The organism is Pseudomonas fragi (assembly GCF_002269505.1).
Classification (GTDB): Bacteria; Pseudomonadota; Gammaproteobacteria; order Pseudomonadales; family Pseudomonadaceae; genus Aquipseudomonas; species Aquipseudomonas fragi_D.
Genome location: NZ_NQKQ01000026.1, coordinates 43,170 through 59,784, shown reverse-complemented (window position 1 = coordinate 59,784; position 16,615 = coordinate 43,170). Strand labels below are relative to the sequence as shown.

General features: G+C 57.7%; 14 protein-coding genes and 1 pseudogene. 5 read left to right on the top strand and 10 right to left on the bottom strand.

Annotated features, from left to right (window positions below):
• Positions 1-67: 67 nt before the first annotated feature.
• Positions 68-352: a hypothetical protein gene (locus tag CJU81_RS19400; protein WP_095027689.1), complete on the bottom strand. Its 285-nt coding sequence runs from the start codon at positions 350-352 to the stop codon at positions 68-70.
• A gap of 534 nt (positions 353-886) precedes the next feature.
• On the opposite strand from CJU81_RS19400, the gene algB reads away from it, so the two are divergent.
• A complete protein-coding gene (gene algB, locus CJU81_RS19395) occupies positions 887-2,233 on the top strand; it encodes a sigma-54-dependent response regulator transcription factor AlgB (protein ID WP_095027688.1) in 1,347 nt (448 codons plus the stop codon).
• A gap of 7 nt (positions 2,234-2,240) precedes the next feature.
• On the top strand, positions 2,241-4,031 hold the full coding sequence (locus tag CJU81_RS19390) for a KinB sensor domain-containing domain (protein ID WP_095037891.1): 1,791 nt from the start codon (positions 2,241-2,243) through the stop codon (positions 4,029-4,031).
• Positions 4,032-4,044: 13 nt separating this feature from the next.
• Here CJU81_RS19390 and CJU81_RS19385 read toward each other — a convergent pair whose 3' ends face one another.
• From CJU81_RS19385 to CJU81_RS19355, 7 genes and pseudogenes are all read right to left on the bottom strand, one after another.
• Positions 4,045-4,824, bottom strand: a complete 780-nt coding sequence (locus tag CJU81_RS19385; protein WP_095037890.1) for an N-acetylmuramoyl-L-alanine amidase — start codon at positions 4,822-4,824, stop codon at positions 4,045-4,047.
• 132 nt (positions 4,825-4,956) lie between these two features.
• Positions 4,957-5,358, bottom strand: coding sequence for a hypothetical protein (locus CJU81_RS19380; RefSeq protein ID WP_095037889.1), 402 nt, complete (start codon positions 5,356-5,358; stop codon positions 4,957-4,959).
• Between the two features lie 275 nt (positions 5,359-5,633).
• Positions 5,634-7,625, bottom strand: a complete 1,992-nt coding sequence (locus CJU81_RS19375; RefSeq protein ID WP_095037888.1) for a GGDEF domain-containing protein — start codon at positions 7,623-7,625, stop codon at positions 5,634-5,636.
• The gene (locus CJU81_RS19370; protein WP_095037887.1) at positions 7,622-8,500 is read right to left on the bottom strand and encodes an endonuclease/exonuclease/phosphatase family protein; all 879 of its coding nucleotides are present in this window, start codon (positions 8,498-8,500) and stop codon (positions 7,622-7,624) included. Before CJU81_RS19370 ends, CJU81_RS19375 begins: the two co-directional genes overlap by 4 nt.
• A 15-nt stretch (positions 8,501-8,515) precedes the next feature.
• A complete protein-coding gene (locus CJU81_RS19365; RefSeq protein WP_016782754.1) occupies positions 8,516-9,154 on the bottom strand; it encodes a thiol:disulfide interchange protein DsbA/DsbL in 639 nt (212 codons plus the stop codon).
• Positions 9,155-9,354: 200 nt separating this feature from the next.
• Positions 9,355-9,975 (bottom strand): c-type cytochrome, encoded by a 621-nt coding sequence (locus CJU81_RS19360; RefSeq protein WP_094999673.1) that lies wholly within the window; start codon positions 9,973-9,975, stop codon positions 9,355-9,357.
• Between the two features lie 46 nt (positions 9,976-10,021).
• A pseudogene (locus CJU81_RS19355) lies at positions 10,022-10,269 on the bottom strand (c-type cytochrome).
• 189 nt (positions 10,270-10,458) lie between these two features.
• Between CJU81_RS19355 and yihA the strand changes: the two are divergent.
• A complete protein-coding gene (gene yihA / locus CJU81_RS19350) occupies positions 10,459-11,109 on the top strand; it encodes a ribosome biogenesis GTP-binding protein YihA/YsxC (protein ID WP_016782752.1) in 651 nt (216 codons plus the stop codon).
• 334 nt (positions 11,110-11,443) lie between these two features.
• Here the strand turns inward: yihA and polA are convergent, their stop codons facing one another.
• Complete coding sequence (gene polA, locus CJU81_RS19345) at positions 11,444-14,212, bottom strand: DNA polymerase I (protein ID WP_095037886.1); 2,769 nt, start codon at positions 14,210-14,212, stop codon at positions 11,444-11,446.
• Between the two features lie 74 nt (positions 14,213-14,286).
• Here polA and CJU81_RS19340 point away from each other — a divergent pair, with 74 nt between their 5' ends.
• A complete protein-coding gene (locus tag CJU81_RS19340; RefSeq protein WP_016782750.1) occupies positions 14,287-14,577 on the top strand; it encodes a DUF2782 domain-containing protein in 291 nt (96 codons plus the stop codon).
• A gap of 56 nt (positions 14,578-14,633) precedes the next feature.
• Entirely contained in the window at positions 14,634-15,584 is a 951-nt protein-coding gene (locus CJU81_RS19335; RefSeq protein WP_095037885.1) for a homoserine kinase, read from the top strand.
• A 100-nt stretch (positions 15,585-15,684) separates the two neighbouring features.
• Here the strand turns inward: CJU81_RS19335 and CJU81_RS19330 are convergent, their stop codons facing one another.
• On the bottom strand, positions 15,685-16,605 hold the full coding sequence (locus tag CJU81_RS19330; RefSeq protein ID WP_095037884.1) for a zinc ABC transporter substrate-binding protein ZnuA: 921 nt from the start codon (positions 16,603-16,605) through the stop codon (positions 15,685-15,687).
• Between the last annotated feature and the right edge of the window lie 10 nt (positions 16,606-16,615).

Below are 16,615 nucleotides of genomic sequence, written 5' to 3'. Positions count from 1 at the left end.
GTGCGAAACAGGATGATGCCAAGGGTGTGGCTCGACGCCCGATCAGGGGCCTCAAGGTTGTGAACACTTAAAACACCCAACGTTCAGGTGCTGGTTGCGAGCGGGCGATCTGAGTGTCGTCCGACGCCGCCAGTTCGAAACGGCCGGTGCTATCAGACACAGGGCCAAATGCTTTGAAATGCTGCTGGGGGGCGATGTGATGTTTCACAACGGCAACAGGCTGCGAGGCCTGCTCCAGCCGACCCAACTGCTGACCACCGATCAGGGTCACCGACAGTGCAAGGCTGGCGAACAGGCCTTGCTGCAGATGCAATGACGAAACACGCATGTTGGAGAAATCCAGACGATTCATGTTCAAACTCCTGCCACCCGGTGGTCATGTAAGGTTAAGTCGCCTGTTGCGACGCTCTGTACAGAGGTAATTGCAGGTGGCGTGCCACTTTCCAGGTTCGAATAAAACCCTTATAAATCAATAAGTTATAAATATATTGAAATGAATTCTGCACGCATCCTGCACGATGCCCGGCAAGGCTGTCGTGCGTTCTGCACGATCGCGCAGCCACCCAAACTTCGTAGCTGCCGAAGGAACGAGGCTGCGTCCGACGGCGTAGCCGTCGTAGAACCGGAGCTCTATGGTGTATCAGGAGAAACGTTGACTCAGGATTTACGACGGCTACGCCGTCGGACGCAGCCTCGCTCCGCGAGTCAGCTGCTACAAGAGGGATTAATTTCGACCTGAAACTCAACGCAAAAAGCCGAAAAATCAGCCAGTTACCTCATGCAGGCCAGCGGCTTCGGTGCTAGCCTCGGAATCAATCCGAAAAATCATGCAACTTGCCCGATTATTCCGACACTAACCAAGACCACATATAAAGGAATGTAGGAAATGGAATCAGCCAAAGAGCGTCAGGGCCGCATTCTGCTGGTCGACGATGAGTCCGCCATCCTGCGTACATTCCGCTACTGCCTTGAGGATGAGGGTTACACCGTCGCCACGGCCAACAGCGCAGCGCAGGCCGACGCGCTGTTGCAACGTCAGGTGTTCGATCTGTGCTTTCTCGATCTGCGCCTGGGTGAAGACAACGGCCTGGATGTACTGGCTCAGATGCGTATCCAGGCGCCGTGGATGCGGGTCGTCATTGTGACTGCCCACTCGGCTGTCGATACCGCCGTTGATGCAATCCAGGCAGGGGCCGCGGATTACCTGGTCAAGCCGTGCAGCCCTGACCAACTGCGCCTGGCAACGGCCAAGCAATTGGAAGTGCGTCAGTTGTCCGCCCGCCTGGAGGCCCTGGAAGGCGAGATGCGCAAGCCCAAGGATGGCCTCGACTCCCACAGCCCGGCGATGATGGCCGTTCTGGAAACGGCCCGTCAGGTCGCCGGCACCGATGCAAACATCCTGATTCTTGGCGAGTCCGGCACCGGCAAGGGTGAGCTGGCACGGGCGATACACGGCTGGAGCAAACGGGCGAAAAAGTCCTGCGTCACTATTAACTGTCCGTCACTGACGGCCGAGTTGATGGAAAGCGAGCTGTTCGGGCATACCCGCGGTGCCTTCACCGGCGCCAGCGAGAGTACCTTGGGCCGGGTTAATCAGGCTGACGGTGGGACATTGTTCCTCGATGAAATCGGCGACTTCCCGCTGGCGCTTCAGCCAAAACTGCTGCGTTTTATTCAGGACAAAGAGTACGAGCGCGTTGGCGACCCCGTAACACGCCGGGCCGATGTGCGCATTCTGGCCGCTACCAACCTCAACCTTGAAGACATGGTGCGCGATGGCCGTTTTCGCGAAGACCTGCTCTATCGCCTGAACGTGATTACCCTGCACTTGCCGCCACTGCGTGAGCGCAGCGAGGACATTCTCACCCTGGCCGACCGGTTCCTGGCCCGTTTCGTCAAGGAATACGCCCGCCCCGCCCGTGGCTTCAGTGAAGAAGCGCGTCGGGCGCTGGCCAATTACCGCTGGCCGGGCAACATCCGCGAGTTGCGCAATGTGGTTGAGCGCGCGAGTATTATTTGTCCCCAGGAAGTCGTTGAAATCAGCCACCTGGGCATGGCCGAGCAAACCGTGCCCAATGCACCGCGTATTGGTGCGGCATTGAGCCTGGACCAGTTGGAAAAGGCCCATATCGGCGCCGTCCTGGCCACCAGCGAAACCCTGGACCAGGCGGCCAAAACCCTGGGCATTGATGCCTCGACGCTGTATCGAAAACGTAAGCAGTACAACCTGTGAGCCTGCGATGAAACTTGCGATCAAGCTGCGCACCCGCCTGTTCCTGAGCATTTCCGCGCTGATCACGGTGGCGCTGCTGGGCCTGTTGCTCGGCGTTGTCAGCGTGATGCAAATGGCCAAGACTCAGGAAGCGCTGATTCGCAACAACTTCATTACCCTCGACCTGGGCTTGAAGCTGCGACAGTCGCTGGGCGATCAGTTGGTCATGATGCTGCACAACCAGCCAGACCCTCAAGCGCTGCAGGCCTCGGCCCAGCAGTATTTGAAACTGCTCGACGAGGGCATCGAGCATGAGCGCAAAAACCATCTGCATAGCGGTTTTGCCCAGGCCCGAGTGGATTACGAAAGCTTTTTGCAGGCGTTCAATAAAGCGCACGACGCAGAGCTCAATCTGAGCAATGACAAGGAACTGTCCAGCCGCTTCAATCAGTTGCGCAATGGCCTGATCACCGAGCATCGTCGGGCGCTGGACACCATCTATGCCGCTCAGGCGGCGGCCCGTGAGCGCGCCCTGGTGATTGCCGCCCTGCTGGGCCTGGTTGGCCTTGCAGTGCTGATCATCGGCTTTGTTACCGCCCATGGTATTGCCAGGCGTTTTGGTGCACCTATCGAGGCATTGGCCAAAGCCGCGGATAACATCGGCAAAGGTAATTTCGAGGTGGTACTGCCGCTCTCTTCGGCCACAGAGATGAACCTGCTGACGAGGCGTTTCGGCATCATGGCCGAGGCTTTGCGCCAGCATCAGGCAACCAACATCGACGAGCTGCTGGCAGGCCAGCAGCGGCTGCAAGCGGTACTCGACAGCATCGATGACGGGCTGTTGATGATCGATCAGCAAGGCCGGCTGGAACACTTGAACCCCGTTGCCCAGCGCCAGTTGGGCTGGGATGAAGGGCGTCTGGGGCAGTCGCTGGGTGAGGCGTTGCAACGCCCGGAACTCGACCAGCAACTGCAAACAGTACTGCGCGGTGGAAGTCTAGAGCGTTTGCCGGAAGACTTGAGCGTCGACATCGAAGGCGAAACCCGCTTGTTGACCTACAGCCTGACCCCTGTCAGTCAGCCCAAGGGGCCTATCCTTGGCGCCGTGATGGTGTTGCATGACGTCACCGAGCAGCGCGCCTTCGAGCGTGTGCGCAGTGAGTTCGTGCTAAGGGCCTCCCATGAGTTGCGCACTCCCGTGACGGGCATGCACATGGCCTTTGGATTGTTCCTGGAGCGCGCGCGCTTCGATCCTCAATCCCGTGAAACTGACTTGCTCAACACGGTCAACGAAGAAATGCAGCGCCTGATGCAGTTGATCAATGACCTGCTGAACTTCTCGCGCTATCAAAACGGCATGCAAAAACTGACGCTGGCCCCCTGCAACGTTGAGCAAATGCTCGAAGAAGCCCGCGCCCGCCTTGCTGAGCGCGCAACCACGCGCAACATTGAGTTGCTGATTGAACTGCAGCAGCCGTTGCCCGATCTGAATGCCGATCAGGCCCAACTGGAGCGGGTGCTGGACAACCTGCTGGACAACGCTTTGCGCCACACCGCCAACGGCGGGCAGATCCACCTGCAGGCCCGGCGTCATGGCGAGCGGGTGATTATCAGCGTCGAAGACAATGGCGAAGGCATTGCCTACAGCCAACAAGGCCGGATCTTTGAGCCCTTTGTACAAGTCGGTCGCAAAAAGGGCGGTGCAGGCCTTGGGCTGGCACTGTGCAAAGAGATTGTGCAACTGCACGGCGGTCGCATCGGGGTGTACTCGCGCCCCGGGCAAGGCACGCAATTTTACATGGCCCTGCCGCTTCTATAACCCGCGCCGGGCCTCAGTGCTTTTGCGTGTTCAGCACTTTCAAGATGGCTGCACTTTCAGCATCAGGCGTGCCATCAAAGCGTGAGGGCCTGAAATGCATCTGGAACGCCGCAAGCACATGACGAGTGGCTACATCCAGCTCGCCGGTTTGCGGTGTTTCGTAGCCCAATAGCGCCAGTTGCTGCTGAAACCAGGTAATGCTTGGCAAGTTGCTGGCGTACAGCGCTTGCTCGCGGGCAACAGACTGAGCGTCAGGCCAGATGCCAAAGCCTGCATCCGCCAGGCGTTTCCAGGGAAACAACGGGCCAGGGTCCAGCTTGCGCAAGGGCGCGATATCGCTGTGGCCAATGATATTGTGCGGGTCGATCTTGTAGCGCGTGGAGATGTCTTTGAGCAGTGCAATAACGGACTGAATCTGACCCTCGGTATAGGGGTACCAGACCCGGCCTTGTGGCGTATCACGATAGCCCTTGTTGACGATTTCAATGCCGATGGAGCTGGAATTCAGCCAGGTACGGCCCTTCCATTGGCTCTCACCGGCGTGCCAGGCACGCTGGTTTTCATCCACCAGTTTGTAAATGGTCGGCGGGGTATCGCCGACCAGGTAATGGCTGCTGACGGGCCCGTGAGTCAACAGCTCCAAAGAGCGTTCCAGTGAAGTCGAGGTGTAATGAAGCACCACGAACTGCACCCGGCTGTCGTGGTTGACCGAAGGGTGGCTGGTGTCCATGCGCAGGCCATTACTGCAACCGGCCAGCAGGGCAAGAGACAAAATCAGAGCTGAAAATTTCATGGGCAAGAACAACACGACTAAGCAATTAATGGGCAAGCATACCTTACCGCCCGTGTCGTGCAGCTGTACGGGATAAACACGAGGGCTGCGACCTGATAAACAACAGCAGGGCCGCAACCTCCGCAAGGTGGGTTATTTACCGCACACCAGATAAAAACTCATGGATGTGTCCCCGGATGGCCCATTGGCCCCCAGTATCAGGCCAATAACATTCACTTCAGAACGGGTCGGTTTGCTCGACAATTTGGCGTCGCCATAAAGAGTGTGTTCGTAGCTTGAATTGTCGTAGGTCGATGCCACACAGAACTTGGGATCTTTCTGAAAAGCACCGGGCATCAAGTTGACTTTATAACTGGCTGCATAATCGGGCTGACTGGAGTATTCAATGTCTTTAATCCAGTGCGGCGATTGTGCAGCTACGGTTCCGTCCTTGTTAATGTTGGCTGAGAAGATCGTGTTTTTAGTTGCTGCACTTACCGAAGCAGCCCCCATAATCAAAAAGATTACGGACAACAAAGAAATTAATGTTTTCATACACTACCTTTCACGGCCGTGCAGCGCTCCGCGCTGGCGCCGGGTCAGCGGGCCAGAGCCGCGGTGCTCGGCGGCATTGTTGATGGAGGGTTAATAATCAGCTATACACAGTGCCAGCATCATCTGCTAATTAATCAAGCTGGCCTGTTATTTTATATAAGCCGCCCATTTGTCGGTCGTCAAGAAATACGCAGGCGAATATATCGATATAGTTTAAATGCCGACATGTACTACTTTTCAACTAGAAAGTAACTACGCAGTGCGATGAATAAGTATCAAGTTTTAACTGTCGATACTTGAGGTTCCACACAGTTACGCCCACGTTGCTTGGCCCGGTACAGTGCTTCATCTGCCCGCTTAAGCACATGGTCACTGCGATCACCCGTCCTGAACGCGGACACACCGATAGACGTGGTGATCGTCACGGGCTCGCCCTTGAAGTGGAACGGGCAGGCCTCGATCGCCGCCCGCAGCTTCTCGATCAGATGCAAGCCTGAAGCCAGCGGCGTGTCGGGCATAAGCAGCACAAACTCTTCGCCACCAAAACGGGCAATAAAGTCGACCGACCGCAGATGCTTGCGTAACTGAGTGGCAATGATCTTGAGCACCTTGTCACCCGCCAGGTGCCCGTAGCCATCATTGATGCGCTTGAAGTGATCGAGATCGAGCATGGCGATCAGCAAAGGCTTGCCATGGGTTTGCCATTGTTCGACCTCATGCTGCAGACGCTCACCCCATGCCGCACGGTTAGGCAGGCCTGTGAGGGGGTCTATCAAGGCTTTTTGGCGTTGCTCTTCAAGATGTTCGTGGTAGCCCTGGGCCTGCTGCTCCATGCTCGCAATGCGCTCGGCCAGGCCCTGAAGATGGGCCGCGACCTCTTGCTCACGGGCGATGCGCTGCTGCTGGTGTTGGTCTATCGTGCCCAATAGCCCTTCGAGACGGTTTTCCAGCAGGTGCTTGAGGCTGTTCAGGTCGACGGCGTCCTGAACGCTGTTTTGCAAGCCGTCTACATGTTCGCGTAACTGGCTGTGCAAGTCGTCGGCGGCGGATCGACCTTCGGCATGACCCTCGCTTGCTGCCTGAAGGTTGTTCTGGAACGACTCAAGACGCTCGTTGAGTTGCTTGAGGTAAGTCTCGAACTCATGCTGGCCGCTATCAGTGATGGCCAGCATCAAAACGGCAAGATCGTCGAGTATCGGTAGCAATTCGTACCAGTTAAGCCCTTTTTCGAGGCGCCGACACATGGCTTCGGCCTGGGGCCTGTGGTGTTCAGGCAGCGACAGACCGCTTAATAACCCGAGCAACGTGGACTCAATATGCTCGGCTACGCTGCTGTAAGTCGGCTCGGGGGCATCGGGCAGGGCATAGACGGCATCGATTTCGGCCCGCTCAGGTTGCTCATCGGGCGGCGGCTCAACGAAGTCCCGGGTTTGATCATTCTCGGCCTCAACCATCGCGACTACAGACTCAAGCGCACCGCTGGATGCATGCACCTGGGGCTCTTGAGGCAGCGCAGGTAGCGGCTCGACAAGCGTTTGAACGTCATCGTCAGTTGCAGCAACGGGCGGCAAAGGCGGTGGTTCGGCTTCAACCATTACTGGTTCTGGCTGCACAGCGGGCTTTGCCAGCGGCTCGGCAACAAGAAGCGGGGCCACGGTTTTCGGCGCAGCAGGTTCCGGCGCCAAGGCTTGCCCCAGAGTCGAAACCGGAGCCACAGTATCTTCGTCGGGGACCTTTTCGGCGTTTTGTGCACCGAACAGGCGCTGCAGCAAACCCGGCTTGGGTGGTTGTGCACCATTGAGCTGCGGCGCCAATGCCTGCCCCTGCAAGCGACTCAGCTCATCGAGCAGCAACGGTATTTCACGGGCGTGGGTCACCCGGTTATCGAGCTGCTTGGCATAGGCCTTGAGCGGCTTGCTGACCTCACGTGGCAGAGGCAGGGCCTGCAGTTGCGTGACCAGTGTATTGAGTGCCACGCTGACTTGCTCAACCCGGGTTTCACGCCGCTGCTCAGAGTCGAGCACGGCTTTTTCGAGGCGTGGCAGCAAAGCGGCAAGGGCGGCGTCCATCTCATTGGTACGCACCACTTCGCGCATCTCTTTCATGCACTGGTCGACCGTACGATCGGTACCTTCAGCGGCCAGGGTGCTGCGCACCAGCCCACGGCGCAGCAAGTCGAGGCGGGCATTCCAGCGACGCTCAAGCTTGTCTTGCAGCTCAACACTCTTAAGGTATTTCTCTTTCCAGCGCGCGGCTTCGTCTGTCATGCCTTGGGCTCGTTATCAGACGGGCGCAACGCTAGCTGCGAGTCAACGCCGATAGAACCTGGCAGACGGATGTCTACAGCCACCGGCAGATGGTCCGAGATTGGCTGGTCCAGTACCTGAACGCGCTCAAGGGTCAGGCTAGGGCTGAGCAAAATATGATCAAGGCAACGTTGCGGGCGCCAACTGGGGAAGGTGGCCTCCATCTGCGGTGCCAACAACCCGAGGTCACGCAGTGGTGATGTGTGCAGCAGGTCGTTGGCATGGGTGTTCATGTCGCCCATCAACACCTGATGCTGATAACCGCCAATCAACTCGCGAATATAGGCCAACTGCCGGGTGCGGGTTTTTGTCCCCAGTGCCAAGTGCATAACCACCACCACCAATGCATCGGGGCCGTCTCCAAAGCGCACCAGAATCGCACCACGCCCCGCAGGGCCGGGCAAGGGGTGGTCTTCAATCGCGGCAGGACGCAACCGGCTGAGCACGCCATTGCTGTGTTGGGCCAGACGCCCGAGATTGCGATTGAGTTGTTGATACCAGTAGGGGAATTCGCCCTGCTGGGCAAGATACTTGACCTGATTGATGTATCCGGAACGATGACTACCACCATCGGCTTCTTGCAGGGCGACCAGATCGAAGTCGCTGAGCAAGTCACCAATGCGTTCCAGGTTGCCGGCCCGCCCTTTGTGGGGCAATACATGCTGCCAACTGCGGGTCAGGTAATGCCGGTAACCCTGGGTGCTGTTACCCACCTGGATATTGAAACTGAGCAGTCGTAAACGCCGATCATCCGGCATCCCGCAGGACGCCAGATGATCTTCGTTAATCTGCGGCTCATGCAGACCAACGCTTCGCTCGCCTTTCCAGCGGAGCATGGGCGAGGGCGCCGCTTAGTTTTTTGCGCCCGCTGCACGCTCTTTGGCGATCAGCTGGTCGGCAACGCTCAATGCGCCCTCAGGGCCACCGGCAGTGCCCAGGTCGAAGCGGTACTTGCCGTTGACGACCATGGTCGGTACGCCGGAGATTTGATAGGCCTGTGCCTTCTTCTTGGCGTCTTCAACCTTGCCTTTGACGGCAAACGAGTTGTAAGTGCTCAGGAACTTGTCTTTATCGATGCCTTCACCCGCGAGGAAATCAGCCATTTCCTCTGGGGTAGCCAGTTTTTTACCATCGTGGATGGCCTGGAACACGGCTTTGTGAACCTTGTTTTCAACGCCCATGGCTTCAAGGGTGATGAACAATTGGCCATGAACATTCCAGATCCCGCCAAACATGGCAGGGATGCGTACGAAACTCACGTCGGCCGGCAGTTTTTCTGCCCACGGGTTGATGGTTGGCTCGAACGCGAAGCAATGCGGGCAGCCATACCAGAACAGTTCGACAACTTCGATCTTGCCAGGCACGGCAACCGGAACGGCGCTGCTCAGCTCTACATATTGTTTGCCCGCTTCAAGCGGCTCGGCAGCTTGAGCGGTCATGCCAAACAGGCTGGCACTGACGAGAGCGGCGCTGAGAATCAGATTACGCATGCTTTACTCCTGGACAGATAAGGTCATATCAACGTGACCTGTATTCAGACAGGTCCATGCTGGCTTGAGTTCGATAGTGTAACTGTAGACGCGATGCAAAAGGGCAGCCGAAGCTGCCCTTTGAGGTTCACATTCAAGGATTAAACGATCGTTAACGTGACCACTGGTATCAAGACCTGGCCCCGCCGACCGTACAGACCTTAGTGCAGGCCTTGAATATAGCTGGCCAGCGCCTTGATATCCTTGTTGCTCATTTTGGCCGCGATGCCGCGCATGATCATCGAGTCGCCATCGTTGGTGCGATCGCCTTCACGGAAGTCTGTCAGTTGCTTCTCGATATAGCTGGCGTGTTGGCCACCCAGATGCGGGAAACCGGCAGCAGCGAGACCCTGGCCGTCAGGTGAGTGGCAGCCGATGCACGCTGGCATGCCTTTCTCAAGGTTGCCACCACGGAACAGGGCTTCACCCTGGGCAACCAGTGCCGGGTCAGCAGCACCCACCGAACCTTTCTGGCTTGAGTAGTAGGCAGCGATGTCGGCAAGGTCCTGATCGTTCAGGTTCGCCAGCAGGCCGGTCATTTCCAGCACCTGACGCTTGCCGTCCTTGATTTCATGCAACTGCTTGAGCAGGTAACGATCACCTTGCCCGGCCAGCTTGGGGAAGTTTGGGGCCATGCTATTGCCGTCCGGACCGTGACAAGCGCCACATACAGCGGTTTTTGCCTGACCTGCAGCAGCATCACCTACCACAGCGGTGCTTGCAGCCTGGGCAATACCGCTGACGCCCAAGGTCAACAGCAGACTCACGAGTAATTTGTTCATCAGCTAATCCAACTACGGCTAAGGGTTAAAGAGTTCTGGGCCGGGCTCACTCGCTTATCCACTGTAGGACAGTTCGGTGATCCTCGACACTGCAGTCCATGCACAAACCACGCGGCGGCATCGCCTTGAAACCCTGGGTCACGTGTTGCACCAGCGCCTCCATACCCTGCTCTAACCTTGGCCGATAAGCTGACCTGCATGGCAGACAATACAAACGCGGTTGTACACGGCTTCCGGATCCTGTGTAGCCTGAATGCTGTAACGTGGCATCAAGACACCGGTACCAGCAGTCATAAAACGACCTTTTCAGGGTTGGGAGCCTGCTGCGTTCTAATGCGCAACCTGGGTTTTCGCTCCCGTGTTCTTCATCCTACGCTGGGACAAAGCGCACACAAAATCTGCGGCATTATATACTGGCGTCACTGAAACGGAAACGACACGCTCGCCGCGTCCATTCCTGACGCCGCTCACATCGGAAATCCCATGCAACTCAAGAACCCCATTCTCGGTCTGTGCCAACAGGCCACCTTCATGCTCAGCGCTGCCAAAGTCGATCAATGCCCCGATGACGAAGGCTACGAAGTCGCGTTTGCCGGGCGTTCCAACGCCGGCAAGTCCAGTGCCCTCAACACTTTGACCCACGCCAGCCTGGCGCGCACGTCGAAAACTCCGGGCCGCACTCAGTTGCTGAACTTCTTCAAACTGGACGAAGAACGTCGTCTGGTCGACCTGCCGGGTTACGGTTATGCCAAGGTGCCGATCCCGCTGAAATTGCACTGGCAGCGTCACCTTGAGGCGTATTTCGGCAGCCGTGAAAGCCTCAAGGGCGTGATCTTGATGATGGATATCCGTCATCCAATGACCGATTTCGACCTTTTGATGCTGGATTGGACCGTGTCCAGCGGCATGCCAATGCATATTTTGCTGACCAAAGCCGACAAACTGACGTACGGCGCTGCAAAAAATACGCTGCTTAAAATCCAGTCGGACATTCGCAAGCAATGGGGTGATGCCGTCACTATCCAGTTGTTCTCCACGCCAAAGCGCATGGGCCTGGAAGAGGCGTACACCGTGCTGGCACGCTGGATGGAACTGCCGAACAAAGGCGAAGAACTGGTTGAAGCCGACGAGTAACACATCGCAGGCAAAAAAAACCCCGGACTTCGCATGGGGGGAAGGAGGTCCGGGGTTCAAGTACTGAACCGCTAGGGCGGGGTTCAGATATCTGCCAACACTTAACACAACATTAGGAGCTTTGAAGGGCTTCACCACCCATTCAATAAATCTGAGTGGTGTTGGCAGATTTAGTTCCGGGAGCCTAAAAACTCTTTGGAATAAGCCCGCTTGCAGACCAGGCGGCAAGCTGTAAAAACGTGTAGTCGCTGCCGAGGCACGAAGGCTGCGAGCCCTTGATCTTTAAGAGCTCGCAGCCTTCGTGCCTCGGCAGCGACTACCAAACCCCGTGGTTTTAGTGCGCCTCATCCCAGTTGTTGCCCACACCCACTTCAACCAGCAGCGGCACATCCAGCTTCGCTGCGTCACTCATATGCACCCGCACTTCATCACGCACCTGGTCCACCAGGTCTTCACGCACTTCGAGCACCAGTTCATCGTGTACTTGCAGGATGACGCGGGCATCGAGGCCTGAGGCGCTGAGCCAGTTATCCACAGACACCATGGCTTTTTTGATGATATCGGCCGCCGTTCCCTGCATCGGTGCGTTGATCGCCGTACGCTCTGCGCCTTTGCGCAACGCCGGGTTTTTCGCGTTGATTTCCGGCAGATACAGGCGACGACCGAAAATGGTCTCGACATAGCCTTGCTCGGCAGCCTGGGTGCGCGTGCGCTCCATGTAGTCCAGAACCCCCGGATAGCGCGCAAAGTAACGGTCGATGTAGGCCTGGGATTGTTTGCGGTCGACGCCGATCTGTTTGGCCAGGCCAAAGGCGCTCATGCCGTAGATCAGACCGAAGTTGATGGCCTTGGCGCTGCGGCGCTGATCCGTGGTGACGTCCGCCAGATCAACCCCGAATACCTCGGCAGCGGTGGCGCTGTGCACGTCCAGGTTGTTGCGGAAGGCATGCAGCAAACCTTCGTCCTTGGCCAGGTGAGCCATGATCCGCAGCTCGATTTGCGAGTAGTCGGCCGCCAGCAGTTTGTAGCCTTTGGGGGCCACAAATGCCTGACGGATCCGACGACCTTCGGCGGTACGGATCGGAATGTTCTGCAAGTTTGGATCACTTGAAGACAAACGACCGGTCGCCGTGACGGCCTGGTGGTAGGAGGTGTGGATACGGCCCGTACGAGGGTTGATCTGCTCCGGCAGGCGATCGGTGTAAGTGCTCTTCAGCTTGCTCATCGAGCGGTACTGCATCAGCACCTTGGGCAGCGGGAAGTCCTGCTCGGCCAGCTCCGCCAGCACGGCTTCGGCAGTCGAAGGCTGACCTTTGGCTGTTTTGCTGATGATTGGCAGACCGAGTTTTTCGTACAGAATCACACCCAGTTGCTTGGGTGAGCTCAGGTTGAACTCCTCACCGGCAATGGCAAAAGCCTCACGCTCAAGCGCAACCAGCTTGTCACCCAGCTCAACACTCTGGATACCCAGCAGGTTGGCATCCACCAGCGCGCCCTGGCGTTCAATGCGCGCCAGCACCGGCACCAGCGGCATCTCGATGTCTGTCAGTACGCTGTTCAGGCTGGGGATTGCCGCGAGCTTTTCATGCAGCACATGGTGCAGGCGCAAGGTCACGTCGGCATCTTCGGCCGCATACGGCCCGGCCTGCTCCAGGGAAATCTGGTCGAAGGTCAGTTGCTTGACGCCCTTGCCGGCAATGTCCTGGAAGCTCGTGGTGGTGTGGCCCAGGTACTTGAGGGCCAGGCTGTCCATATCGTGGCGGCTGCCGGTGGAGTCGAGCACATAGGACTCCAGCATGGTGTCGTAGGCAACGCCCTGTACCATGATCCCGCACGCTTGATCGCCACCAATGGCGCAGTTGGCCAGAATATTCATGTCGTACTTGGCGTGTTGTCCGACCTTGGCTTTGCTCGGGTCTTCCAGCAGCGGCTTGAGGGCACGCAATACCGTGTCGCGATCCAGTTGCTCGGGTACGCCCATGTAGGAATGGGTCAATGGAATGTAAGCCGCTTCGCCAGGCTTGACCGCGAACGACAGGCCCACCAGCTGCGCTTGCTGCGCGTCCAGGCCGGTGGTTTCGGTGTCAAAGGCAATCAATTTGGCGTCGTTGAGTTTTTTTAGCCACACATCAAAACGGGCTTGGTCGAGGATGGTCTCGTACTGCTGCTCCGCTTCGGCGGGCGCTTCAGGAGCCTCATGCACAATCACCTGCCCGGCACGCTTGGCCTCGCGCTCAACTTCGGCAATCCAGCTTTTGAACTCAAGTTCGGTGTACAGCTCAATCAGCTTTTCGCAGTCAGGCGCCTTGAGGTGCAAGTCTTCCAGGCCGATATCCAGCGGCACATCGATCTTGATCGTCGCCAACTGATAGGACAAAAACGCCATTTCGCGATGTTCTTCGAGTTTGGCAGGCAAGTTTTTGGCGCCGCGAATGGGCAGGGTCGGCACGATATCGAGCTTTTCGTACAGATCGACCAAACCACCGCCTACGCCCACCAACAAGCCGGACGCTGTCTTGGGACCAATACCTGGCACGCCTGGAATGTTGTCAGACGAATCGCCCATCAGCGCGAGGTAGTCGATGATCTGCTCGGGTGAAACGCCAAATTTTTCTTTAACGCCCTCGATGTCCATCACGCTGCCGGTCATGGTGTTAACCAGCGTGATGTGGCCATCAACCAGCTGGGCCATGTCTTTATCACCGGTGGAAATGACCACTGGTCGATCAGCAGCAGCGCTGCTGCGGGCCAGCGTACCGATGACATCGTCGGCTTCCACGCCCTCTACGCACAGCAAGGGGAAACCCAGCGCGATCACGCTGGCGTGCAAAGGCTCGATTTGTACCCGCATATCATCGGGCATGCTCGGACGATTGGCCTTGTACTCGGCGTACATGTCATCGCGAAATGTCCCGCCCTTAGCGTCGAAAACTACCGCGAACGGGCTGTCCGGGTACTGCTTGCGCAGGCTTTTGAGCATGTTCAACACGCCCTTTACGGCGCCGGTCGGCAGCCCCTTGGACGTAGTCAGCGGCGGCAGCGCGTGGAAGGCGCGGTACAGATATGAAGAACCGTCCACCAGGACGAGGGGAGCTTGGCTCATGAGCAGGATCAACCTTTTCGGCGAGTCCGGCGCTAGAATGTCCGGACCAATGACGACAAAGGGACAAGGTTATCATGCGCACACTCAATCGCCTGTTGCTGACCGGTTTGTTTGCACTCACTCCGCTGGTAACCTTCGCAGCAGATGAAGCAGTCACCGCCGATCCAGATGTAACCATTCGCACGGAAGGCGATAAAACCATTCAGGAGTACCGTCAAAACGGTTTCCTGTACGCCATCAAGGTCACCCCAAAAGGGGGCAAACCGTACTTCCTGGTACGCGCTGATGGTACTGATGCCAATTACATCCGTTCCGACCAGCCGGATATGCTGATTCCTTCGTGGAAAATCTTCGAATGGAAGTAGCGTCTTAACTTTAATTGGCGCCGCCTCACGCGGCGCCCGTACTGGCAATTTAAATCATGTCTGTATTCACCCCACTGACTCGCAGCGAGTTGGAAACCTTCCTTGCGCCTTATGAACTCGGCCGTTTGCTCGATTTCCAGGGGATTGCTGCGGGCAGCGAAAATACCAACTACTTCATCAGCCTGGAGCGCGGTGAATTTGTCCTGACCCTGGTTGAGCGCGGGCCGGTCAAAGAGATGCCGTTCTTTATCGAGCTGCTGGACGTGCTGCATGACGCCGATCTGCCGGTGCCTTTTGCCTTGCGCACCGTTGACGGTCAGGCCTTGCGCGAGCTCAAGGGCAAGCCGGCATTGCTGCAGCCGCGCCTGGCGGGCAAGCATATCCGTGAGGCCAACGCCCAGCATTGCGCCCAGGTTGGCGAATTGCTTGGCCACTTGCACACCGCCACCCGCGACAACGTACTGGAACGCAAGACAGACCGCGGCCTGGACTGGATGCTGGCGCAAGGGCCAGCCTTGATGGCTGATTTGTCACCTGAATCGGCAGATTTGCTGCAAAAGGCGCTACAGGAAATAACCGAGCGCAAGGCGCAGATTCTGGCACTGCCCCGGGCCAACCTGCATGGCGACCTGTTTCGCGATAACGCGATGTTCGAAGGCACTCATCTGACCGGGCTGATCGACTTTTACAACGCCTGCTCGGGCCCGATGCTGTACGACGTGGCAATTGCGCTGAATGACTGGTGTGCAGACGATGACGGTCAGATCGACGCTCCCCGCGCCCGTGCGCTGCTGGGCGCCTATGCCGCGTTGCGTCCGTTCACTGCCGCCGAGGCCGAGCTGTGGCCGACCATGCTGCGCATTGCCTGCGTGCGGTTCTGGCTGTCGCGCCTGATCGCAGCCCAGACCTTTGCCGGTCAGGACGTGCTGATTCACGACCCGGGCGAATTCGAGAAGCGCCTGGCTTTGCGCCAGACGGTGACCGTAAAACTGCCGTTTGCGTTGTAAGAGTCAGTCTTCTCGTAGTCGCTGCCGAGGCACGAAGGCTGCGAGCCTTTGAAGATCAAAAGCTCGCAGCCTTCGTGCCTCGGCAGCGACTACGGTTGGTTTACAAACTCTCCAGACACCCCGCCAGGTCATTGCCGAGTTTTTCCAGCAACTGCTCATACCCCTGCGCCGTCGCAGGGGTGTAGCCGCCCAGGGCATCCAGCTCCGCCAACTTGACCGGCAACCCGGCTGTCAGGGTGTCCGCCAGGCGCGGGCGCAGCGGCGGGTCACTGAATACACAGGTCTTGCCCACTTCCTGCAGACGCTTGCGCATGGCTGCTACGTGCTGGGCGCCCGGCTGTACTTCCGAAGCCACACTGAACGTTCCGGTGTGCTTGAGGCCGTAAGCGCTTTCAAAATAGTCGTAACCTTCGTGGAAGACGAAGAACGGCTTGTCGGCAATCCCGGCCATACGAGCCTTGAGACGCACATTCAACGCATCCAGACGCTCATTGAAGGCCTTAAGGTTGCTCTGGTATTTGCCTGCGTTGGCAGGGTCTTTTTCACTCAGGTCAGCGGCCATTTTTGCCGCAATCACCCGGGCATTGTCCGGGGCCAGCCACAAGTGTGCATCCAGGGTGCCGGGGCGATGATCGTGATCATGTTCGGCGGCATCTTCTTCGTGCGAATGGCTATCTTCGGCGAAATGACGCAGTTTCAAACCCAGCAGGGTTTGCACGGTCACAGAGGGCAATGTGCGGCCCTTGATAACCCGTGGCAGAAACCCTTCCATGTCCGGGCCTATCCAGTACAAAAGATCCGCCGACTGCACGCGCCGTACGTCGGATGGTCGCAGCGCGTAGTTATGCGGCGAGGCATTGGGCGGCAAAAGTACCTCGGGATGCCCCACGCCGTCCTGCACGGCAGCGGCAATCAGTTGCAGGGGCTTGATGCTGGTCAGCACGTTGACTTCGGCCCGGGCCGGGCTGATCACGAGCAAACTGGCGCTTAGAGCAAGAAAAAGGGAAAAAAGACGTGGCACGATAAGCACT